The sequence below is a fragment of the Cellulosimicrobium sp. NPDC057127 genome (genome assembly GCF_042670945.1).
Lineage (GTDB): Bacteria > Actinomycetota > Actinomycetes > Actinomycetales > Cellulomonadaceae > Cellulosimicrobium.
This window is the reverse complement of record NZ_JBHUUP010000002.1, coordinates 128572-149390: the sequence shown is the minus strand read 5'-3', so window position 1 is coordinate 149390 and position 20819 is coordinate 128572. Positions and strand designations below refer to the sequence as shown.

Here is a 20819-nt window from a genome sequence, read left to right as displayed (position 1 = left end):
CGTCCCTGGAGGAACCGTGGCGCACGGCGACATCACGCACATCGACATCCCGGTCAGCGACACCGGCCGGGCCGCGACGTTCTACGAAGGGCTCTTCGGCTGGCAGATCGCCGAGGTGCCCGGCTACGAGGGCTACCCGATGTGGCAGGCCCCGAACAAGATCAGCGGCGGAGGGCTGGCTCCGCGCTCCGAGGACTTCACGCAGCCCCGCAGCTACGTCGAGGTCGACTCCATCGACGAGACGCTCGACAAGGTGCGCGAGGCCGGCGGCACCGTCGTCATGGAGCGCTCCGAGATCAGCCCCACGTCGTGGTGGGCCATCTTCACGGACCCGGACGGCAACCACGTCGGGCTCTACGAGGGCACGACCGACGGGGGCTGACGCTCCCTGCGTTCACCGCCCGTGCCACACCCGGCCGTCGGGGTCGTCGGCGCGGCGCGGGCGCAGCGCGTCCGGCGCCGGCCACGGCAGCGCGTACCGCTCGACGGGCGCGTCGACCGCCCCGAAGTCGTCGGTCTGGACGACGACGCCGTCGGGCGTGACCTCGACGATCCGCACCCGGACGGGCTCGTCGCCGGGACGCTCGAGCATCCACACGTCGGCCAGCCACGCCAGGCCCGTGTCCTCGAGCGCCTCCTCGGCGGCGAGCCAGTCGACCGGTCCGGTGACCTCTCGGCCGAGGAGCGACACCGCCACCCAGCTCTCGCCCTCGGGGCGGATCCAGCCCACGGGCTCGCGGTCGGCGGGGCGGCGGTGGGCGATCCAGTCGGCGGGCAGCATGCCGGCACGCTAGCCGCCGGAGCCTGCACGGGCGACCCCTTTCTGCCGGCGCCCCTCAGTGCGTGACGGGCTCGTTGCCCGAGCCCTCGCGGAAGCCCTCCTCGAAGCCCTCCCGGTACCCGTCGGCGACGCCGCGGGCGTACGCCTCGGCGCTGCCCTCGCGGAACAGGTCGTCCGCGGACGGGCGCACGAGGACGCGCGCCCCGGGGCCGTCGTCGGACCGCACGTGCCGGGCCAGCCCGCGCACGACCGCGACGGGCCGACCGTCGGCCTTGCCCCGCACGAGCTCGCTCGCCGACGCGACCTCGTCCGCGACCGCGGTGACGGTGACGGACAACGGCCGCCCGTGCGCGTCGACGCCGCCCCGCAGGTCGTCGGCCGTCGCGATCCCCGCGGCACCGATCGCGACGTCCACCAGGCCGTCGCGCCACGCCCGCCCCGTCGTGTCGGTCACGACGACCCCGAGCCGGTCGAGGCCGAAGCGGTCGCGCAGGGCGGCGCGCAGCGCACGCGCGGAGGCGTCCGGGTCGACCGGCAGGAGCAGCACGGTGCCCTCGGGCGTGTTGGACGCGTCGACGCCGGCCGCCGCCATGACGAGCCCGAGCCGGTTCTCGACGATCCGCAGGGGCGGGAGGCCGGGTCGGGGTCGCGACGCCACGACCCGCACCGTCTCGTCGGTGATCGCCTGCTCGCGGTCGTCCGCCGCGACGACGCGGCCCTCCGCCTTCGACACGACCTTGCTCGTCACGACGACCACGTCTCCCTCGGCGAGCGGGTCGCCGGAGGCGCTGGCGTCCTGGGCGAGCAGGTCGCCGACGAGCGCGGCGAGGTCGTCGCCGGGCCGCACCTCCCCCAGGCCCGACGGCGCCCACACCGCCAGGCGGGGCGCCGCCGCTCCGGTGCGCGGCGCGGAGCCGGGCCCGGGCACGCTCACCGGCTGAGCTTCGGCAGCACGTCGCGGCCGAAGACCTCGATCCACTCGCGCTGGTTGCGCCCCACGTTGTGGAGGTAGATGCGGTCGAAGCCGAGGTCGACGAACTTCTGGATGTACGCGCGGTGCTCGTCGGGGTCGGCCGAGATCACCATGCGGCCCTCGAAGTCCTCGGGACGCACGAGCTTGGCCATCTGCTCGAAGTCGTGCGGCGAGCGGATGTCGGCCTTGGGGAACTTCATCCCGCCGTTGGGCCACTCGGTCATCGCGTTCGCGAGCGCCTCCTCGTCGGTACCGGCCCAGGAGAGGTGCAGCTGGAGCACCTTCGGCATCGTCTGCGGGTCGCGCCCGGACTCGCGCACGCCGTCGTCGAACTTGCCGAACAGCATGGAGATCTTCTCCAGGGGCGCGCCCACCGTGATGAGGCCGTCGGCGTGCTTGCCCGCGCGCTTCGCGGTCACGGGCCCCGCCGTGGCCACGAGGATCTCCGGCGGGACCTCGGGCATGGTCCACAGCCGCGTGGACTCCATCTTGTAGAACGTCCCGGAGTGCTTGACGTCCTTGCCCGCCAGCGACGCGGCGAAGAGCTTCTTGATGACGTCGATCGCCTCGAACATGCGGTTGATGCGCTCCGGGGCCTCGGGCCAGTACCCGGCCACGACGTGCTCGTTGAGCGCCTCCCCCGAGCCGAGCCCCAGCCAGTGCCGGCCGGGGTACATGGCGGCGAGCGTCGCCGACGCCTGCGCGACCATCGCCGGGTGCCAGCGGAAGGTCGGGGCCGTGACCCCCGGGCCGAGGTCGCCGCGCGTGCGCTCGCCGAGCGCGGCCAGGACGTTCCAGACGAACGCCGACTGCCCCTGCGCCGGGACCCACGGCTGGAAGTGGTCCGCGGCCATGGTGCCGGAGAAGCCGTGCTCCTCGGCGTAGGCGGAGAGCGCGACCGCCTCCGTGGGGTGGAACTGCTCGAGCATGGCGGCGTAGCCGACGGTGAGGTCCGAGGCGGGTGAGGTCATGCCGTCGAGCCTAGTTCTCCGCGCGCACCGCGCCAGCGTGCCCGACGCCGTCGGCCGTCGCGGCCAGGTCCGGGTCCACGTCGAGGAGCCGCGCGACGCCGGCTCTGCCGGCCGTGCACCGGGGCGGCGCCTGAGCCGTCCCGGACCGCGGGACCGCGTCGCCGGGCGGCCCGGCGATCTGGGAAGATGGTGGACCATGAGCGACTTCCCGCACGGCGGGCCCGCGGAGCCGACCCGGACCCCGGACCTCGCCGCCCCGACCGCTGCCCCCGACAACGCCACCGCGCCCTCCCCGGCCGCCGACGTCGTCCGCGCGGTGGTCGCGGGAGTACCCGACCGCGTGAGCCTGGACGGGCTCGAGGCGACGTACGACGCGCGCTGGACCGAGCAGGGCACGTACGCGTTCGACCGCACGCGGACGCGCGAGCAGGTGTTCTCCATCGACACCCCGCCGCCCACCGTGTCGGGCTCGCTGCACGTCGGCCACGTCTTCTCGTACACGCACACCGACGTCGTCGCGCGCTACCAGCGCATGCGCGGGCTCGAGGTGTTCTACCCCATGGGCTGGGACGACAACGGCCTGCCCACCGAGCGCCGCGTGCAGAACTACTACGGCGTGCGGTGCGACCCGACGCTGCCCTACGTGGAGGGCTTCGAGCCCCCGCACGAGGGGATCGAGGACGGAGCGGGCAAGGCGCCGAAGCTCTCGGACCAGGTGCCGGTGAGCCGGCGCAACTTCATCGAGCTGTGCGAGCGCCTGACGGCCGAGGACGAGAAGCAGTTCGAGGCGCTGTGGCGCCGGCTCGGCCTCTCGGTCGACTGGGCGCAGCACTACCAGACGATCGACGCGCGCTCGCGCACGGCCGCCCAGCGCGCGTTCCTGCGCAACCTCGGGCGCGGCGAGGCCTACCAGGCCGAGGCTCCCGGACTGTGGGACGTGACGTTCCAGACGGCGGTGGCCCAGGCCGAGCTCGAGGCGCGCGACTACCCGGGCCACTTCCACAAGGTCGCGTTCCACCGCGTCGGCGCCGACGGCCAGGAGGCCACGGGCGAGGTCGTGCACATCGAGACCACCCGGCCCGAGCTGCTCCCCGCGTGCGTCGCGCTCGTCGCGCACCCGGACGACGAGCGGTACCAGCACCTCTTCGGCACCACCGTGCGCTCGCCGCTGTTCGACGTCGAGCTGCCCGTCCTCGCCCACCCGGCCGCCGAGCGCGACAAGGGCGCGGGCATCGCGATGTGCTGCACGTTCGGCGACCTGACGGACGTCCAGTGGTGGCGCGAGCTGCAGCTGCCGACGCGCTCGATCATCCAGCGCGACGGGCGCATCGTCCGCGAGACGCCGGAGTGGATCGTCTCCGCGCACGGTCGTGCCGCGTTCGAGGAGCTCGCCGGCAAGACGACGTTCTCGGCGCGGACCGCCGTCGTGGACGCGCTGCGCGCGTCCGGCGACCTCGAGGGCGAGCCCGTGGCGACGCAGCGCAAGGCGAACTTCTTCGAGAAGGGCGACAAGCCGCTCGAGATCGTCACGTCGCGGCAGTGGTACATCCGCAACGGCGGGCGCGACTGGACGACGGCCGACGGCGGTGCCCGCGACCTGCGCGGTGAGCTGCTCGAGCGGGGCAAGGAGCTCGACTTCCACCCCGACTTCATGCGCGTGCGCTACGAGAACTGGGTCGGGGGCCTCAACGGCGACTGGCTCGTCTCGCGCCAGCGCTTCTTCGGCGTGGCGATCCCGCTCTGGTACCCGGTGCTGCCCACCGGCGAGGTGGACCACGACCACCCGATCGTGCCGACCGAGGACGTGCTCCCGGTCGACCCGTCCTCCGACGTGCCGGTCGGCTACACCGAGGACCAGCGGGGCGAGCCCGGCGGGTTCGTCGGCGAGACCGACATCATGGACACGTGGGCGACGTCGTCGCTCACGCCGCAGATCGCGGGCGGCTGGGAGGTCGACCCCGACCTGTTCGAGCGCGTGTTCCCCATGGACCTGCGCCCCCAGGGCCAGGACATCATCCGCACGTGGCTGTTCTCGACCGTCGTGCGCTCGCACCTCGAGTTCGGCTCGCTGCCGTGGAAGAACGCCGCGATCTCGGGCTGGATCCTCGACCCCGACCGCAAGAAGATGTCGAAGTCCAAGGGCAACGTCGTCACGCCCATGGGCCTGCTCGAGGAGCACGGCTCGGACGCGGTGCGGTACTGGGCGGCGTCCGCCCGCCTCGGCACGGACGCGGCGTTCGAGGTCGGCCAGATGAAGATCGGCCGCCGTCTCGCGATCAAGATCCTCAACGCCTCGAAGTTCGCGCTGTCGTTCGGCGCCGACCCCGAGGCGGGCGAGGGCGCGAGCCACACGATCGTGCTCGACCCGGCCCTCGTCACCGAGACGCTGGACCGCGCGATGCTCGCGGGCCTCGCCGACGTGGTCGCCCGCGCGACGGACGCGTTCGAGGCGTACGACCACACGCGCGCGCTCGAGCTCACCGAGACGTTCTTCTGGACGTTCTGCGACGACTACCTCGAGCTCGTCAAGGACCGTGCCTACGGTGCGGGCGCCGCGGCCGCCGAGGTGTCCGCGGAGACAGCCTCGGCGCGCGTCGCGCTCGCGATCGCGCTCGACACGCTCCTGCGCCTGTTCGCGCCCTTCGTGCCGTTCGCGACGGAGGAGGTGTGGTCCTGGTGGCGCGCGTCCGAGGGCTCGATCCACCGCGCCTCGTGGCCGACGCCCGACGTCGCGCGCTCGGCGGCCCAGGGGGCCGACCCGGCCGTGCTCGCCGCCGCCGGCCACGCGCTCGCCGCACTGCGCAAGATCAAGTCGGAGGCGAAGGTGTCGATGCGCACGCCGATCCTCGCGGCGACCGTCGCGGTCCCCGCCGCGTCGCTCGCCGGCGTCGAGGCCGCCGTCGTCGACGTCCGCAACGGCGGGCGCGTCACCGGGTCGCTCGACCTCGTCGAGGCGACCGAGGGTCAGGGCGACGCAGCGGTCCAGGGCGGGATCGTCGTCGTCTCCTCCGAGCTCGGCGAGCCGGAGCAGCGCCGCAAGGGCTGAGACCTCGTGCAGCACGACGCCCTCCCCGCGATGCGGGGAGGGCGTCGTCGTACCTGGGGGTGCCGGGTCAGATGACCTCGCCGCGCAGGCGCGAGTCGTCGCCGGACATGGTCGCCGCCACCTCCTTGGGCGTGCCCTCGTCCGACCAGCGCAGGGTCGCGCCGACGCCTCCGATCAGCTCGACGCTGCCGTCGGGGGCGAACGTCACGCCCGCGTCCTGGCCGATCGCGGCGCGCACGAGCGCGATGGGCGCCGGCAGCTCCTCGAGCCCCTCGCTCACGCCGAGCGCCTCGAGCTCTGACCGCGAGGCGGCGATGTGCATGGGGCTCGGCCCGATCCACAGCGTGCGGCCGTCGGGGCTCGTGTCCTGGGCGTACGCGTCGGCGAGGATGAGCTCTTCCACCTGGCCTCGCGACAGGACCGTCACGACGTCGTCGACCGACGTCACGGCGCCGGACTCGCGTCCCTGCTCCTGCCGGAACTCGGCGAGCACCTTCTCACGGCGCCGCTCCCGGAAGCTGTCGAGCGCGTCGGAGACGTGCTCCTCGAACGCGGCCTCCTGGATGCCGGCGGCACGGCCGCCACCCGGCACCTCGACGACGATCTCCTCGACTGCCCGGCCCAGCGCGCGACGCACGAGCGGCACGGAGCGCACGTCGCCCGTGAGCAGCACGACCTCGGGACGGTGCTCGCCGACCTGGCGCTCGAGCTCCGCCGCGACGGTCTCCGCGTTGCGCTCCCAGGAGTCCTCGGCGCGGGTCTCGACACGGCGCTGCCCCCAGCCGCCGGCGCTCACCTTGTTGATGACGTCGTGGTCGCCCTGGACCGTCTCCGTCTCCGCCGAGGTCACGTAGCCGGCAGCGTCGGACCACACCATGTCGGCGCCCGTCCGGTCGACCGCGACGCGCACGTGACGCACCGCCTCGTCGCCCGCGCGAGCCGCCTGCAGCAGCGCGGGCACCTGGTCCCAGCGGCCCTGGGTCATCGCCGGCGGTTCCTGCAGGACCCTGTCGACGAGGACCCCGTCCTCGTCCGCGATCAGCACCCGCCCGTGGGGTCCGGCCACCCGCGTCGGCCGCAGCGCCACCTCCTCGAGCGCGTCGAGCACCGAGTCGGGAGCGCCCTGCTGGTGCAGCTCGCGGCGCACGCCCTTCCACCGGTTCTCCACCTCGCGGTACCCCACCTCGTTGGCCCTCGTCGCGTCGATGTAGACGGTGGCGAACGGGCCCGGGTGGCCGAGCAGGGGCTTGAGCCAGTCGATCTTCATGCGAACACCTCAGTCGGATCGGGAGCGGGTGCCGCCACGGCGTCGATCGGACGACCGCGACGTCCCCCTAGCCTGTGTCCGATCCCGCGGTCTCGCCACCGCGGACCGTGCCCGGTCGTCGGCGGGAGTCCCGGCGACGACGGGCGCTCAGCCGTACGTGTCGAGCACCGGCGCGGAGCCGCCGCGGGCGCGGAGCTCGTCCGCGATGGAGCGATGGTGCCGGATGACCTCTCCGACGATGAACTCGCGGAACGCCTCGGCGAAGTCCGGGTCGAGCCCGGCGCTCGACGCGATGCCCGTGAGCCGCTCGATCTGCTGCCGGTCCCGTGCCGGGTCGGCGGGAGGCAGCCCGCCCGCCGCCTTGAGCTCCCCGACGCGGCGCGTGAACTTGAACCGCTCGGCGAGCAGGTGCACGAGAGCGGCGTCGATGTTGTCGATGCTCTCGCGCAGGGTGAGGATCTCGGGCGGCAGGTCGCCGGGCACGCCCGTCGCCGCGGGTCCCTGGGGTGTGGTCGTCACCGTCCGATCGTAGGCGCCGCGACCGTCCGCCGGGGTGCGCGCGGAACGCGGTACCGCTCGTCCGGGGTGCGCGCGGAACGCGGTACCGCTCGTCCGGGGTAAAGTGCACGCCGTCCCGACCGTCCACTCACCGGAGAGCCCTTCATGACGGACCACGCGTCGCCGAGCCTCGTCGAGGTCTCTCCCCGGGCGACGATCAGCACCCTCCTCACCGACCGCGTCGAGCGGGGCGCCTCCGCGACGATGATCGAGCGCCGGGACGCCTCCGGCACCGGGTGGACCCCGATGACGGCGCAGGACTTCTCCGACGACGTCCTGGCCGTCGCACGCGGGCTCGTCGCCCGCGGCGTCGCGGCCGGCGACCACGTCGCGATCATGGCCCGCACGCGCTACGAGTGGACCCTGCTCGACTTCGCCCTCTGGGCGGTCGGCGCGGTGCCCGTCCCGGTGTACGAGACGTCCTCGCCGGACCAGGTGCACTGGATCTGCTCGGACGCCGACGTGCGCCTCGCCCTCGTCGAGACCGCGGACCACGCCGCGACGCTGGCCGAGGTGCGGGACCGCCTCCCCGCGCTCGCCGACGTGCTGGTGATCGACGACGGCGCGGTCGACGCGCTGCGCGCCGCGGCCACCGCCGTCCCCGCCGAGGAGATCGACCGGCGACGGGCGGCGCAGCGGGCGGACGACCTCGCGACGATCATCTACACCTCCGGCTCGACAGGGCGCCCCAAGGGCGTCGAGCTCACGCACCGCAACTTCGTCCACCTCGCGCTCAACGGGCGCGCCGGCCTCGCCGAGATCCTGGACTCCCCCGGGGCGCGGACCCTCCTGTTCCTCCCGCTCGCGCACGTGTTCGCCCGGCTCATCCAGGTCGTCGTGGTCGCGGCGGACTCCGTCCTCGCGCACAGCGCCGACACGAAGAACCTGGTCGCCGACCTCGGCTCCTTCCGGCCCACCTTCCTGCTCGCCGTGCCGCGCGTGTTCGAGAAGGTCTACAACGGCGCGGAGCAGAAGGCGCGCGCGAGCGGCAAGGCCAAGCCGTTCCACTGGGCGGCGAAGGTCGCCATCGCGTACTCCCGTGCCCTCGACACGCCCCGCGGACCGTCGCTCGCCCTGCGCGTCCAGCACGCGCTCGCCGACCGCCTCGTCTACCGCACGCTGCGCGGCGCGATGGGCGGCCGCCTCACGCACTCGATCTCCGGCGGCGCCCCGCTCGGCGAGCGGCTGGGGCACTTCTTCCGCGGCGTGGGGCTGCGCATCCTCGAGGGCTACGGGCTCACGGAGACGACCGCGCCCACCGCGGTCAACCTGCCCGGGCTGACGAAGATCGGGACGGTAGGGCCGGCGTTCCCGGGCACCGCCCTGCGGACCGACGCCGACGGCGAGCTCCTCGTCCGGGGCGACCACGTGTTCCGCGGCTACCGCAACCGCCCCGACCTCACGGCCGAAGCGCTCGAGGACGGCTGGTTCCGCACCGGCGACCTGGGCTCGTTCGACGAGGACGGGTACCTGCGGATCACGGGGCGCAAAAAGGAGATCATCGTGACCGCCGGCGGCAAGAACGTCGCACCGGCCGTCCTCGAGGACCGGCTGCGCGCGCACCCGCTCGTGAGCCAGGTCGTCGTGGTGGGCGACCACCGGCCCTTCATCGGCGCGCTCGTCACGCTCGACGCCGAGATGCTCCCGGGCTGGCTGTCCTCGCACGGCCTGCCCGCGATGGACGTCGAGACCGCCGCGGACCACCCCGACGTCCTCGCCGCGCTCGACCGCGCCGTCGAGCGCGCCAACGAGGCGGTCTCCCGCGCGGAGTCGATCCGCAAGATCACGGTCCTGACGACCGACCTCACCGAGGACAACGGCTACCTCACGCCGTCCCTCAAGGTGAAGCGAGCAGCCGTCGTCGCGGACTTCGCCTCCACGATCGACGACCTCTACGGCAGCCCGGTCACGACCGACGCCTGACCGCCGCCGGTGACCATGCACCTGCTCGCCGTCGACCACGACCTCGGGTCAACCACGACCTCGGTGCCGTGATCGCAAGCAGAACGACACCGACGTCGTGCTGGGCGCGGACGGGTCAGGCGGACTTCTCGCGCGGCGTGCGGGAGCGGGCGGCGGTGGTGGTGGTGCGCGGCACCAGGGTCGGGTTGACGTTGTCGAGCACGACCTCGCGGGTGATCACGACCTTCTCCACGTCATCACGGGACGGCACGTCGAACATGACCTGCTGCAGCACCTCCTCCATGATCGCGCGCAGCCCCCGGGCCCCGGTCCCGCGCAGCAGCGCCTGCTCGGCCACCGCCTCCACCGCGGTCTCGGTGAACTCCAGCTCCACCCCGTCGATCGCGAACATCCGCTGGTACTGACGCACCAGCGCGTTCTTCGGCTGCGTCAGGATCCGCACCAACGCGTCACGGTCCAACGCCCCCACCGACGCGATCACCGGCAGACGCCCGATGAACTCCGGGATCAACCCGTACCGGTGCAGGTCCTCGGGCAGCACCTGCGCGAACAGGTCCTCCCCCGCCCCCGTGTCGATCGGCGCCCCGAACCCCACACCCCGCTTGCGCGCCCGCGCCGCCACGATGTCGTCCAACCCCGCGAACGCCCCCGCCACGATGAACAGCACGTTCGAGGTGTCGACCTGGATGAACTCCTGGTGCGGGTGCTTGCGCCCACCCTGCGGCGGCACCGACGCACTGGTGCCCTCGATGATCTTCAGCAACGCCTGCTGCACACCCTCACCCGAGACGTCCCGCGTGATCGAGGGGTTCTCCGCCTTGCGCGCCACCTTGTCGATCTCGTCGATGTAGATGATGCCCTGCTCGGCCTTCTTCACGTCGAAGTCCGCCGCCTGCACCAGCTTCAGCAGGATGTTCTCCACGTCCTCACCGACGTACCCCGCCTCCGTCAACGCCGTCGCGTCCGCGATCGCGAACGGCACGTTCAACATCCGCGCCAACGTCTGCGCCAGATACGTCTTACCCGTCCCCGTCGGACCGATCAGCAAGATGTTCGACTTCGCCAGCTCGACGTGGTCGCCGTCCTCGGAGCTCGACGGCTTCGTCGACTCGCCCGCCTGGACGCGCTTGTAGTGGTTGTAGACCGCGACGGCGAGCGCGCGCTTCGCCGGGTCCTGACCGATGACGTACTGCCCGAGGAACTCGAAGATCTCCCGCGGCTTCGGCAGCTCGACGAGCCCCAGCTCGGTGGCCTCGGCGAGCTCCTCCTCGATGATCTCGTTGCAGAGGTCGATGCACTCGTCGCAGATGTACACGCCGGGGCCCGCGATGAGCTTCTTGACCTGCTTCTGCGACTTCCCGCAGAACGAGCACTTCAGCAGGTCAGCGCCGTCCGAGATACGAGCCACGTAGCGTCTCCTTGTCCGGGTGACCGGGCGTCCCTCCGCCCGGCACAGGCCCGCCGTCCACGTCGCAGCAGGTCCTTCGTCCCATTCCACACCACGGGGACCCCGTTGTCAGGTGGGCTCCCCGGTGTCGGTGCACATCCGCCGCGATCGATGCCGTTCCGTGTCCGAGGACGACGCGCCGCCGCGTCCCGAGGGATGCGGCGGCGCGACGAGGACGCGCGATCAGGGCGTGTTGACCGCCACGGCCTTGCGGCTCTCGAGGACCTGGTCGACGAGGCCGTACTCCTTCGCCTGCTCGGCGGTGAGGATCTTGTCGCGCTCGATGTCCTGACGGACCTGCTCGATCGGGTTGCCCGAGTGCAGCGCGAGCGTGTCCTCGAGCCACTCGCGCATCCGGATCAGCTCGTTCGCGTGGATCTCGATGTCGGACGCCTGCGCGTAGCCGCCGCCCTCCATCGCGGGCTGGTGGATGAGCACGCGCGCGTTGGGCAGGGCGAGACGCTTGCCCGGCTGCCCCGCGGCGAGCAGCACCGCCGCCGCCGACGCCGCCTGCCCGAGGCAGACCGTCTGGATCTGCGGCTTGATGTACTGCATCGTGTCGTAGAGCGCGGTCATCGCGGTGAACGACCCGCCCGGCGAGTTGATGTAGAGGATGACGTCGCGGTCCGGGTCCTGGCTCTCGAGCACGAGCAGCTGGGCCATGACGTCGTCCGCGGACGCGTCGTCGACCTGGACACCCAGGAAGATGATGCGGTCCTCGAACAGCTTGGTGTACGGGTCCTGGCGCTTGAAGCCGTACGCCGTGCGCTCCTCGAACTGCGGGAGCACGTAGCGGGCCGACGGCGCGCCGCCGGGCAGGGCGACGCCGCCGGGGCGCGCCGCCGGGCCGGCGAGGCGCTGCGCGGTGGACAGGTACTGGGACTCGGCGCTGAAGCTCACGGGTTCTCCTCGGGTGAAGTCTGGGTCCGGGTGCGGGTCAGGAGGCCGTGGTGCCGCCGCCGCCGGTCACCGACGACGCGTTCGTGACGACGTGGTCGACGAAGCCGTACTCCTTCGCCTCCTCGGCCGTGAACCAGTTGTCCCGGTCGTTGTCCTTGATGATCTGCTCCAGCGACTGGCCGGTCTGCTCGGCGGTCAGCTCCGAGAGCACCCGCTTCATGTGCATGATGAGCTGCGCGTTGATCCGCACGTCCGTCGCCGTGCCGCCGATGCCGCCGGACGGCTGGTGCATCATCACGCGGGCGTGGGGCGTGGCGTACCGCTTGCCCTTGGTGCCCGAGGAGAGCAGGAACTGCCCCATCGAGGCAGCCATGCCCATCGCGATGGTCGCGACGTCCGGCTGGATGTACTGCATGGTGTCGTAGATCGCCATGCCGGCCGTGATCGACCCGCCGGGCGAGTTGATGTACAGCCAGATGTCCTTCTCCGGGTCCTCCGCGGCGAGCAGCATCATCTGCGCGCAGATGGCGTTCGCGTTCTCGTCGCGCACCTCCGACCCGAGCCAGATGATGCGCTCCTTGAGGAGCCGGTTGTAGATGGAGTCGTTGAGGCCGAAGCCCGGGCCCTCGGTGCGTGCCACCGGGCCGGTCGCGTCGGACGGCAGGTACAGCTCGTTCACTTCCATCTCCTTCGTCGCTCCCGCGGGTCGCACCCGCCTGCGCTGCTCTGGCCGGGTCCGGTCCGGGGACCTGCGTTCCAGCCGTGCTGCAGTGACCCTAACGCGGGCCACCCCGGCCGTTCGTCCTGATGCGGCGCGTTTTCGCTGTCGGCGCATACGGCGCCGACGCACGTCCGCGCGGGCCTCGCGGACGACGACGGCCCGCACCCTCGCGCGGAGGGTGCGGGCCGTCGTGACGGGCCGGTCAGGCCTTGGTGCTCTCGTCCGCCGGGTCCTCGACGGGGGTGTCGGCGGCGGCGTCGCCGGAGTCGTCGACGAGCGCCTCCTCGACGGGCTCGGCCGGTGCGTCCGCGGGCTCCTCGCCGGCCGCGTCCTCCTCGTCCGAGCCGATGAACTCGGTGAGGTCGACGACGTTGCCGGCGGAGTCCTTGACCTCGACCTGGCGCAGCGCGACGGCGAGCGACTTCGAGCGCGCGACCTCGCCGACCATCGCCGGGATCTGGCCGCCCTGGTCGAGCGACTGGATGAACTGGTTCGGGTCCATCCCGTACTGGCGCGAGGCCTGCACGAGGTACTCGAGCAGCTCCTCCTGCGCGACCTTGACCTCGAGGCGCTCCGCGAGCGTGTCGAGCAGGATCTGGTTGCGGATGGCGGTCGTCGCCTCCTCGGTCACCTCGGCACGGTGCTCGTCGTCCTCGAGACGCCCCTCCGACTCCAGGTGGCGGTGCACCTCGGCCTCGACGACACCGCTGGGGACCGGGACCTCGACGGCGCTCGAGAGCGCCTCCAGCAGGGCGTCGCGCGCGGCGACGGCCTGGTTCGACGTCTTCGTGCTCGCGACCTGCTCGCGCAGGTCCGCCTTCAGCTCGTCCAGCGTGTCGAACTCGGACGCGAGCTGCGCGAACTCGTCGTCCGCCTCGGGCAGGTCGCGCTGCTTGACGGTCGTCGCGGTGACGGTGACCTCCGCCGCCCTGCCCTCGTGCTCGCCGCCCGCGAGCGGCGCGGAGAACGTCGTCGTCTCGTCGGCGGACAGGCCCGTGAGCGCCTCGTCGAGGCCCTCGAGCATGTTGCCCGAGCCGATCTGGTAGCTGACGCCGGAGACCGAGTCGACCTCCTCGCCGTCGATGACGGCCTTGAGGTCGATGACGACGAAGTCGCCCTCGGCGGCGGGGCGGTCGACGCCGACCAGCGTGCCGAACCGCTCGCGGAGCGCGTCGAGGCGCTCGGAGACGTCCTCGTCGCTGACCTCGGCGGCGTCGACGGTGATGTCCAGCGACCCGATCTCGGGGAGCTCGATCTCCGGGCGGACCTCGACCTCGGCGGTGAACACCAGCTGGCCCTCGCCGGCCTTCGCGGGGATCTCCGTGACCTCGACCTCGGGCTGGCCGAGCGGGCGCAGGCTCTCCTCCGAGGCGGCCTGGCGGTAGAAGCCGGACAGCGCGTCGTTGACGGCGTGCTCGACGACGGCGCCCCAGCCGACGCGCTGGTCGATGATGCGGGGCGGGACCTTGCCCTTGCGGAAGCCGGGGATGTTCACCTGCTCCGCGATGTGCTTGTAGGCGTGGTCGATGCTCGGCTGGAGCTCGTCGTACCCCACTTCGACGGTCAGCTTGACCTTGGTGGGGTCCAGGGTCTCGACGGCGCTCTTCACTTCGATGATCTCCAACTGATCGGGGCGGGCCGGGTGCGGCAACGGGGACGAGCTGCGTGCGCCGCGCGAGGGTACGGACCACCGCGGGACGTACGGGCAACCCGTCAAGCCTACGCCACCGGGACAACGCCGGTCGGCTCACGGCGGAGATGTCGGGGTGACAGGATTTGAACCTGCGACCTTCCGCTCCCAAAGCGGACGCGCTACCAACCTGCGCCACACCCCGTCCACCCGTCACGTCGGGCGGGCACCGGTCAGTGTACTGGTGCGCGCGGGAGCGGTCGGCGCCGTTTGCTAAGGTTGCGCCGCAGGTCGCGGCGCGCGCCTCGATCGCCCTCACGTGGCCGACACCTCGTGGCAGAACGGGCGAGGGCGTCGGCGCGGGCCCTCGCGGGCGTAGCTCAATGGTAGAGCCCCAGTCTTCCAAACTGGCTACGCGGGTTCGATTCCCGTCGCCCGCTCCACCTCCACGAGGGGCGCCTCGCCGATGTCGGCGCGGCGCCCCTCGCCGTCCGCGGCACGGACGCCGTTGCAGGCCCGTGACCGGGACGGATACGCTCGGCAGCACGACGCCCTCCGCCGCGGCCCTCACCGGACCGCCGACCGGGCGCCGCCGACCAGGAGGAGCGAGGAATGACCGCGAGCGCCGCGCGTCCCGCACCGCTCGGCCGCGCCCTCGCGCGGACCTCCTGTCGTCGCTGTCCCGGCTGTCGCTGACGACCGCCCCTGCCGCGCCCGCACCGGCGCACGCCCCCTCGTCCGGCACGCCGGGCGCGCGGGCGCACCCGGGCTGCGGGACGCTGGCCCCGGACCTCGTCCGGCCCCCCGCTCCCCCGCACCGAACCCCGTTGTTCCCGGCTCGTCCGAGCCCTCGACAGAAGAGGAAGCCATGGCACGCATCTACGACGACGTCACGAAGCTCGTCGGCAGCACCCCGCTCGTCCGCCTGAACAAGCTCACCGAGGGCGCGGGCGCGACCGTCGTCGGCAAGCTCGAGTTCTACAACCCCGCCAACTCGGTCAAGGACCGCATCGGCGTCGCGATCGTCGACGCCGCCGAGGCGTCCGGCGAGCTGAAGCCGGGCGGCACGATCGTCGAGGCGACGTCGGGCAACACGGGGATCGCCCTCGCGATGGTCGGCGCGGCGCGCGGCTACGACGTCGTGCTGACGATGCCGGAGACCATGTCGAAGGAGCGCCGCGCGCTGCTGCGCGCCTTCGGCGCCGAGCTGATCCTGACCCCCGGGTCGGAGGGCATGAAGGGCGCGGTGAACAAGGCCGACGAGGTCGTCGCCGAGCGCGAGGGCGCGATCCTGGCCCGGCAGTTCGCCAACGAGGCCAACCCGGAGATCCACCGCCGCACGACGGCCGAGGAGATCTGGGCGGACACCGACGGCGGGGTCGACATCGTCGTCGCCGGGATCGGCACGGGCGGCACCATCACCGGCGTGGGCCAGGTCCTCAAGGAGCGCAAGCCCGGCGTGCAGATCGTCGCGGTCGAGCCCGAGGAGTCGGCCATCCTCAACGGGGGCGCGCCGGGACCGCACAAGATCCAGGGCATCGGCGCGAACTTCGTCCCGGAGATCCTCGACACGTCGGTCTACGACGAGGTCATCGACGTGAACGCGGAGACGGCGGTCGAGTACGCGCGGCGCGCGGCGAAGGAGGAGGGCCTGCTCGTCGGCATCTCCTCCGGTGCGGCGATCGCGGCGGCGCTCGAGCTCGCGAAGCGGCCGGAGAACGCGGGCAAGCTCATCGTGACGATCATCCCGTCGTTCGGCGAGCGCTACCTGTCGTCGGTGCTCTACGCCGACCTGCTGGACTGACGTTGTCCGCACCGTCGACGCGTGGCGGCGGGCCCGGGAAGCTGTCCCGGGTCCGCCGCTTCCTGCGCGTGCTGGAGGAGGACCTGGAGGCGGCCCGACGGCGGGACCCGGCCGCCCGCAGCCGCCTCGAGGTCGCGCTCGCGTACCCGGGCGTGCACGCGGTCTGGGCCTACCGCCTCGCGCACCGCATGTGGCGCGAGCCGGTGCTGCGCCTGCCCGCACGGCTCGTGTCGCAGCTCGCGCGCGCGCTGACGGGCGTGGAGATCCACCCGGGTGCCCGCATCGGCCGGCGCCTGTTCATCGACCACGGGATGGGCGTCGTCGTCGGAGAGACCGCGGAGGTGGGTGACGACGTCGTCCTCTTCCACACCTCGACGCTCGGCGGACGCTCGATGCGCCGGGGCAAGCGGCACCCCACCCTCGGCGACCGCGTGGTGGTCGGGGCCGGCGCGAAGATCCTCGGCCCGGTGTGGGTCGGCGACGACGTCCAGGTCGGGGCCAACGCGGTGGTCGTCAAGGACGTCCCCGCGGGCGCCGTCGCGGTGGGCGTCCCGGCACGCGTCCGGGTCCCGGACGCGGCACCCGCGGGGCGCACGACGGTGGAGGACCCGTCGCTCCTCATCGAGTACGTGATCTGAGTCGAGTACTGGTCCGAGTCGAGCACGTGGTCCGAGGCGCAGGGGCTTCCGCTAGGGTGGGTCCGCGCGGTACCCAGGACGCGGCGTCTCGGACATCTCCGGGGCCGGCGTCCGCCCGGTGCCCCGCGTCCACCCGTCCCTCGACGACGAGGAGTCACCGTGCGTCTCGGCATCCACACCGGCTACTGGTCCGCGGGCCCGCCCGAGGGCGTGCAGGAGGCGGTGGTCGCCGCCGACCGGTTGGGCGTCGACTCGGTGTGGACGGCGGAGGCCTACGGGTCCGACGCGTTCAGCCCGCTCGCGTGGTGGGGGTCGCGCACCTCGCGCGTCCGGCTCGGCACCGCGGTGGCCCAGCTGTCCGCGCGCACGCCCACGGCCACCGCGATGGCGGCGCTGACGATGGACCACCTGTCCGGGGGTCGCTTCGTGCTGGGCCTCGGCGTGTCCGGTCCGCAGGTCGTCGAGGGCTGGTACGGCCAGCCGTACGCGCGCCCGCTGGCCCGCACGCGCGAGTACGTCGACGTCGTGCGGCAGGTCCTCGCGCGCGAGGCCCCGGTCACGAGCCGCGGACCGCACTACCCCCTCCCCCTGCCGGACGGCGAGGGCACCGGTCTCGGCAAGGCGCTCCGCTCGACGGTCCATCCCCTGCGCGCCGACCTGCCCGTCCACCTCGCCGCGGAGGGGCCGAAGAACATCGCGCTCGCCGCGGAGATCGCCGACGGCTGGCTCCCCCTCTTCTACTCCCCCCGCATGGACGGCACGTTCCGCGAGCTCCTCGCGGACGGCTTCGCGCGGCGCTCCCCCGAGCGGTCCCCGGAGACCGCGTTCGAGGTGAGCGCGACCGTCCCCGTCGTCGTCGACGAGCACGTCGAGCGCGCCGCGGACCGCGTGCGCCCGTTCCTCGCGCTCTACGTCGGCGGCATGGGCGCCAAGGGCGCCAACTTCCACCGCGACGCGCTGGACCGGCTCGGCTACGCCGACGCGTGCGACGAGATCCAGGCGCACTACCTCGCCGGCCGCAAGGACCTGGCCGCAGCGGCCGTGCCGACCGCGATGGTCGAGGACGTCGCCCTCGTCGGCCCGGCGGAGAAGATCGCGCGCGACCTCGAGGCGTGGCGCTCGACCGCGGTGACGACGATCCTCGTGCAGGGCGACGCCACGGCCGTCCGCACGCTCGCGGCACTCCTGCCCGTCGGCGACGCGACCGCTCCGGCCTGACCCCGCGCGACCGGTTCCCCCGGGCCGTCGCGACCGAGCGGTCCCGGCAGGCGGTCAGTCGGCCTCCGGGAACCACACCGCCCGGCGCAGGTCGACGCGGCGCCCGTCGCGCGTGAGCGGGCAGCCCTCCGCACGCAGCTCGGTGAGCGCGGCGTCCAGGTGGTGCGCGGGCGGCGAGCCGGCCGCGTTGACGACGCGCCACCACGGGACGGGCGCGCCGTCGTCGTCGACCCCGGACGAGCCGGCCAGCACCGCGCCCACCTGGCGCGGCCCGCCACGGTGCAGCGACTCCGCCACGACCTCCGCGACGAGGCCGTACGTCATGGCGCGGGCGGCCGGGATGCGGCGCACGAGCGCGAGCACCGCAGCCGCGTACTCCGCGGCGGGCGAGAGCGCTCCGGGGTGCTGCACGCGCGTCCCCGGGGTTTCGTCGGGCTGCGACAGGTCCACGCCGAGCACTCTACGGAGGTGGCGAAATCCCTGGCGCGGGCGGGCGCCGCCCGTGAGGATCGGCGCATGAGCCACGACCGGACGACCGCGACCCTCCCCCGGGGGTACGCCTTCACCGACCTCGGTCCCGACGACCTGCGCGACGTCCTCGAGCTGGACACGTGGGCGTTCCCGATGCCCGCGGACGTCGACGACCTCGTCGAGCTGCCGTCGCCGCTGACCTGGTCGCGCACCGGGGGCGTCGTGCGCGAGGTCACGGACGAGAGCGCGGAGCCCCTCGACGGCGCGCTCCCCGTGCGGCGCGAGCTCGTCGGGATGCACGCGTCCTACCCGTTCGCGCGCTTCCCCGTCCCCGGCGCCACGACGCCCGTGGCGGGACTGACCTGGGTGGGCGTGCACCCGGCGCACCGACGCCGCAGGCTGCTCAGCGCGATGATCGACCGCCACCTCGCGGACTGCCGCGAGCGCGGGGAGGCGGTCTCGGCGCTCTTCGCCGCCGAGGCGGGGATCTACGGTCGCTTCGGGTACGGCCACGCGGCGGACGACCTGCGCGTGACCGTGCCCCGCGGCGCCGCGCTGCGCGACGTCCCGGGCGCCGAACGGCACACCGTCCGCGTCGAGCGCGCGTCCCGCGAGCGCCACGGCGACCTCGTCGCGGCGCTCCACGAGCGTGCCGGCGCCGACCCCACCGGGCGCGGGCCCGGGACGGTCGTCAACCGGCCGGGCTGGGCCACGCGCGAGACGGACGCGCTCGACGCGTCCTTCTGGGCGGACGCCCCCGCGTTCCGCAAGGGGCGCGAGGCGCTGCGCATCGCGATCGTCGAGCTCGACGGCGAGCCGCGCGGGTACGCACGCTTCCGGCGCAGCCTCGCGTGGGAGACGCAGGGTCCGCGCGGCACGGTGTCGACGGGCGAGGTCGTCGCGCTCGACCCGGCCGCGGCGCGCGCGCTCTGGGGAGTTCTCACGGACCTCGACCTGTCCCACGAGGTCACGCCGTTCATGATCCCCGCCGACGACGCGCTCACCCATCTGCTCGTGGACCCGCGCTCCGCGTCACCGCGGCTCGCGGACAACCTGTGGGTGCGCGTCGTCGACGTCCCCGCGGCCCTCGCCGCCCGGCGGTACGCGGCGGACGTCGACGTCGTCCTCCACGTGCACGACGCGCGCGTGCCCGCCAACGAGGGGCGCTGGCGCGTGCGCGCCGCCGCGTTCGGCGAGGCGTGGGCCGGCCGCACCGACGACCCGGCCGACCTGACGCTCGACGTGCGCGAGCTCGGCGCGGCGTACCTCGGCGGCGTCACGCTCGCGTCGCTCGCCGCGGCCGGGTTCGTCGCCGAGCACGCCCCGGGCACGCTCGCGGCCGCGAGCGCGGCGTTCGCGTGGCCGGTCGCGCCGGTGTGCAGCTGGGTCTTCTGACGCGCGTGCCGGGCCCGGCGGGGCACCGTCAGACCTGGCACACCCCGCACCGGTAGAGGTTGCGTCCCGCGAGCTCCTGGTGGAGCACGGGGGTGCCGCACACGCGGCACGGCAGCCCGTCGCGGTGGTAGACGTAGAACGCCTCGTCGGCCGGGACCCCGCCCGGCGCGCCGTCGGCGTTCTGCCGCACGCGCGCCCGGCGGCGCCCCGGGTCCGCCGGGACGTCGAGAGCGCCGCCCGCGCCGCGGTCCTGGGGCCGTGTCGTGACGATCGCGCCCGTGCGCGTGCCGTCGCGCATGAGGGCCACCAGGTCGTCCCACAGGTCGCGCAGGACCTCCGCCGGCACGTCGCGGCCCGGGCGCAGCGGGTCGAGGCGCGCGCGGAACAGCGACTCGGCGCGGTAGATGTTGCCGACGCCGGCGACGACGTCCTGGTTCATGAGCAGCAGCCCCACCGGGCTGCGGGACCGGCGCACGCGCTCGACGAACACCTCGCGCGGGTCCGGGTCGCCCGGTGCGGGATCCCGGATCGGGTCGGGCCCGAGCCGGGCCTCGACCGCAGCCTTCTCCTCGCCGGTGACCACCTCGCACGCGGTCGGTCCCGTGAGGTCGGCGACGGCGTGCTCGCCGAGGAGCCGCACGCGCACGGCGCCGCGCGGGGCGGGCGGGGTCCACGCGTCGTCGGACAGCGCGGCGACCGGTGGCTCCCCCGGCCCGGCAGGCACGGTCTCGCGCTCGCCGATGCGGCGGCGCGGCGCGCCGATCGCGTGCACGACGGCGGTGCTCCCGTCGCCCGCGAACGTCCAGGCGCCGTAGAGGCCGAGGTGCACGCGCAGCCAGCGCACGTCGTCGTCCCCCGCCGTGCCGTCCCCGTGCTGCCCGCCGTGCCCGCCGTGCCCCGCGAACCCGAGGAACAGCTGCTTGCCCCACGCCTCGCTCGCGACGACGACACGGCCGTCGAGCAGCGCGGCGCCGGCGGCGAACCGACCCTGCGGGCTGCTCACCGCGAGCGCCTCCCCGGTGAAGAGCTCCCCGAGGGCGCGCGCGAGCCGGTGGACGGTGTGCCCCTCCGGCACG

18 protein-coding genes and 2 tRNA genes are annotated in these 20819 nt (G+C 73.6%); 8 read left to right on the top strand and 12 right to left on the bottom strand.

Going from position 1 to position 20819, the window contains the following annotated elements; genetic code table 11:
* The first annotated feature begins 16 nt into the window (after positions 1 to 16).
* Positions 17 to 382 (top strand): VOC family protein, encoded by a 366-nt coding sequence (locus tag ACFTZA_RS02405; RefSeq protein ID WP_378190361.1) that lies wholly within the window; start codon positions 17 to 19, stop codon positions 380 to 382.
* A gap of 12 nt (positions 383 to 394) precedes the next feature.
* Here ACFTZA_RS02405 and ACFTZA_RS02400 read toward each other — a convergent pair whose 3' ends face one another.
* Genes ACFTZA_RS02400 through ACFTZA_RS02390 form a run of 3 tightly spaced genes read right to left on the bottom strand, consistent with a single transcriptional unit; the run spans position 395 to position 2725 of the window.
* Positions 395 to 781 carry a hypothetical protein gene (locus ACFTZA_RS02400; protein ID WP_378190359.1) on the bottom strand — a complete coding sequence of 129 codons (387 nt, stop codon included), beginning with the start codon at positions 779 to 781 and terminating at the stop codon, positions 395 to 397.
* Between the two features lie 55 nt (positions 782 to 836).
* A complete protein-coding gene (cofE, locus tag ACFTZA_RS02395) occupies positions 837 to 1715 on the bottom strand; it encodes a coenzyme F420-0:L-glutamate ligase (RefSeq protein WP_378190357.1) in 879 nt (292 codons plus the stop codon).
* On the bottom strand, positions 1712 to 2725 hold the full coding sequence (locus tag ACFTZA_RS02390) for a TIGR03557 family F420-dependent LLM class oxidoreductase (protein WP_378190354.1): 1014 nt from the start codon (positions 2723 to 2725) through the stop codon (positions 1712 to 1714). The genes cofE and ACFTZA_RS02390 overlap by 4 nt, the downstream gene beginning before the upstream one ends.
* Before the next feature lie 196 nt (positions 2726 to 2921).
* Here ACFTZA_RS02390 and valS point away from each other — a divergent pair, with 196 nt between their 5' ends.
* Positions 2922 to 5771 carry a valine--tRNA ligase gene (valS, locus tag ACFTZA_RS02385; protein WP_378190352.1) on the top strand — a complete coding sequence of 950 codons (2850 nt, stop codon included), beginning with the start codon at positions 2922 to 2924 and terminating at the stop codon, positions 5769 to 5771.
* 67 nt (positions 5772 to 5838) lie between these two features.
* Here the strand turns inward: valS and ACFTZA_RS02380 are convergent, their stop codons facing one another.
* Positions 5839 to 7038 (bottom strand): Vms1/Ankzf1 family peptidyl-tRNA hydrolase, encoded by a 1200-nt coding sequence (locus tag ACFTZA_RS02380; protein ID WP_378190351.1) that lies wholly within the window; start codon positions 7036 to 7038, stop codon positions 5839 to 5841.
* A gap of 147 nt (positions 7039 to 7185) precedes the next feature.
* A complete protein-coding gene (locus ACFTZA_RS02375; protein ID WP_378190348.1) occupies positions 7186 to 7557 on the bottom strand; it encodes a chorismate mutase in 372 nt (123 codons plus the stop codon).
* Between the two features lie 144 nt (positions 7558 to 7701).
* Here ACFTZA_RS02375 and ACFTZA_RS02370 point away from each other — a divergent pair, with 144 nt between their 5' ends.
* Entirely contained in the window at positions 7702 to 9519 is a 1818-nt protein-coding gene (locus ACFTZA_RS02370) for an AMP-dependent synthetase/ligase (protein WP_378190346.1), read from the top strand.
* A gap of 115 nt (positions 9520 to 9634) precedes the next feature.
* Here the strand turns inward: ACFTZA_RS02370 and clpX are convergent, their stop codons facing one another.
* The 5 genes from clpX to ACFTZA_RS02345 all read right to left on the bottom strand — a co-directional run bounded on the left by clpX (position 9635) and on the right by ACFTZA_RS02345 (position 14422).
* Positions 9635 to 10927 (bottom strand): ATP-dependent Clp protease ATP-binding subunit ClpX, encoded by a 1293-nt coding sequence (gene clpX, locus ACFTZA_RS02365; RefSeq protein WP_378190344.1) that lies wholly within the window; start codon positions 10925 to 10927, stop codon positions 9635 to 9637.
* Between the two features lie 222 nt (positions 10928 to 11149).
* Entirely contained in the window at positions 11150 to 11866 is a 717-nt protein-coding gene (locus tag ACFTZA_RS02360; RefSeq protein WP_378190343.1) for an ATP-dependent Clp protease proteolytic subunit, read from the bottom strand.
* Positions 11867 to 11903: 37 nt separating this feature from the next.
* A complete protein-coding gene (locus ACFTZA_RS02355) occupies positions 11904 to 12551 on the bottom strand; it encodes an ATP-dependent Clp protease proteolytic subunit (RefSeq protein ID WP_378190341.1) in 648 nt (215 codons plus the stop codon).
* A 238-nt stretch (positions 12552 to 12789) separates the two neighbouring features.
* A complete protein-coding gene (gene tig, locus ACFTZA_RS02350) occupies positions 12790 to 14196 on the bottom strand; it encodes a trigger factor (protein ID WP_378190339.1) in 1407 nt (468 codons plus the stop codon).
* Between the two features lie 152 nt (positions 14197 to 14348).
* Positions 14349 to 14422 (bottom strand) — tRNA-Pro (locus ACFTZA_RS02345).
* A 164-nt stretch (positions 14423 to 14586) separates the two neighbouring features.
* On the opposite strand from ACFTZA_RS02345, the gene ACFTZA_RS02340 reads away from it, so the two are divergent.
* From ACFTZA_RS02340 to ACFTZA_RS02325, 4 genes are all read left to right on the top strand, one after another.
* Positions 14587 to 14660 (top strand) — tRNA-Gly (locus tag ACFTZA_RS02340).
* A gap of 425 nt (positions 14661 to 15085) precedes the next feature.
* Entirely contained in the window at positions 15086 to 16021 is a 936-nt protein-coding gene (gene cysK, locus ACFTZA_RS02335) for a cysteine synthase A (RefSeq protein WP_378190337.1), read from the top strand.
* A 41-nt stretch (positions 16022 to 16062) separates the two neighbouring features.
* Entirely contained in the window at positions 16063 to 16659 is a 597-nt protein-coding gene (gene epsC, locus ACFTZA_RS02330; RefSeq protein ID WP_378190762.1) for a serine O-acetyltransferase EpsC, read from the top strand.
* A 159-nt stretch (positions 16660 to 16818) separates the two neighbouring features.
* Complete coding sequence (locus ACFTZA_RS02325) at positions 16819 to 17877, top strand: LLM class F420-dependent oxidoreductase (RefSeq protein WP_378190335.1); 1059 nt, start codon at positions 16819 to 16821, stop codon at positions 17875 to 17877.
* 54 nt (positions 17878 to 17931) lie between these two features.
* Here ACFTZA_RS02325 and ACFTZA_RS02320 read toward each other — a convergent pair whose 3' ends face one another.
* Positions 17932 to 18327, bottom strand: coding sequence for an MGMT family protein (locus tag ACFTZA_RS02320; protein WP_378190332.1), 396 nt, complete (start codon positions 18325 to 18327; stop codon positions 17932 to 17934).
* A gap of 66 nt (positions 18328 to 18393) precedes the next feature.
* On the opposite strand from ACFTZA_RS02320, the gene eis reads away from it, so the two are divergent.
* A complete protein-coding gene (eis, locus tag ACFTZA_RS02315; RefSeq protein WP_378190330.1) occupies positions 18394 to 19743 on the top strand; it encodes an enhanced intracellular survival protein Eis in 1350 nt (449 codons plus the stop codon).
* A 28-nt stretch (positions 19744 to 19771) separates the two neighbouring features.
* On the opposite strand, the gene ACFTZA_RS02310 is transcribed toward eis, so the two are convergent.
* A complete protein-coding gene (locus ACFTZA_RS02310; RefSeq protein WP_378190328.1) occupies positions 19772 to 20818 on the bottom strand; it encodes an Fpg/Nei family DNA glycosylase in 1047 nt (348 codons plus the stop codon).
* Position 20819: the final 1 nt, after the last annotated feature.